Raw genomic sequence first — 852 nt, forward strand, 5'->3', positions numbered from 1 at the left:
TTTTTCCAGATTGTTGAGACATGTACAATAGGATTATTTTCATAAAATAGAGAAAACAAATGTTATAAAGAATTTTGTTAAAATCGTATGCGAGGCATATCCTTATTAGTACTGTTAAAAGCTTTCATATCCATTTTGCGTTTATACATTTTAGTAAGCGCGCGCTCAGCGTCACGTAAATGTGCAACCATTTGCAGCTTTATAGATTCATTTTTGATCATAGTTAATGTGCCCTCCACAATTGTTTGGACATCCAAGATCTTTTTTACATTATCTGCTTGATCCAATGCATCTAACAGGGCTACGATATAGCGAGAACGATTTTCTGCTGCTTGAAAAGTTTGCAAAGTTACAGCTTTATCTAGGGCTGACATATGTTGTAAACGTGCAAAAAGAGCTGGGCCCATCTGTTTAGGATTTCCAAAAATCCTTTCTTCATTTTCTAAAATTTGTTTATATAGCTCATTTGAACGTTCATTTTCATCGTAGATCGATTCTGGATTTTTGAGAAAAAAATTGGTATAATCTACTTTTCTATGATCGTTGATTTTATCCTTTGTTAGAGCTTTATGAATGTCTTCTGCGAATAAAATTTCTCTTCCTATTAAATCAATTTGTTCTTTTAATAATTCAATAAGCTCCAAATATTCTTTTGGTAAAGGAGGTGGAGGATTCTTTTTAAATGCATTTGGATTTGGATGATGCCCCCATTGGAATGCTAGAGCTAAATTTGGCAATCCAAAAGCTATAATCATTCCTGTTATAATAAAGATCTTTTTCATCTGTCTCCTCGCTTGATTTCGGCAGGGATTGTTTTATTAATGGGTACGCGGTTCCTATCACTTGGTTGTT

1 protein-coding gene is annotated in these 852 nt (G+C 33.6%); it reads right to left on the bottom strand.

From position 1 onward, the window contains the following. Nucleotides 1–77: 77 nt before the first annotated feature. Nucleotides 78–755 carry a type IV secretion system protein gene (locus ACFINC_RS10215; protein WP_375617139.1) on the bottom strand — a complete coding sequence of 226 codons (678 nt, stop codon included), beginning with the start codon at nucleotides 753–755 and terminating at the stop codon, nucleotides 78–80. Nucleotides 756–852: the final 97 nt, after the last annotated feature.

The sequence above is a fragment of the Bartonella sp. AP58NXGY genome, from assembly GCF_042195785.1.
Classification (GTDB): domain Bacteria; phylum Pseudomonadota; class Alphaproteobacteria; order Rhizobiales; family Rhizobiaceae; genus Bartonella.

What these genes read in the sequence shown, in the direction of transcription:
- ACFINC_RS10215 (WP_375617139.1), bottom strand. Translation starts at nt 755, where the DNA reads ATGATTATAGCTTTTGGATTGCCAAATTTAGCTCTAGCATTCCAATGG.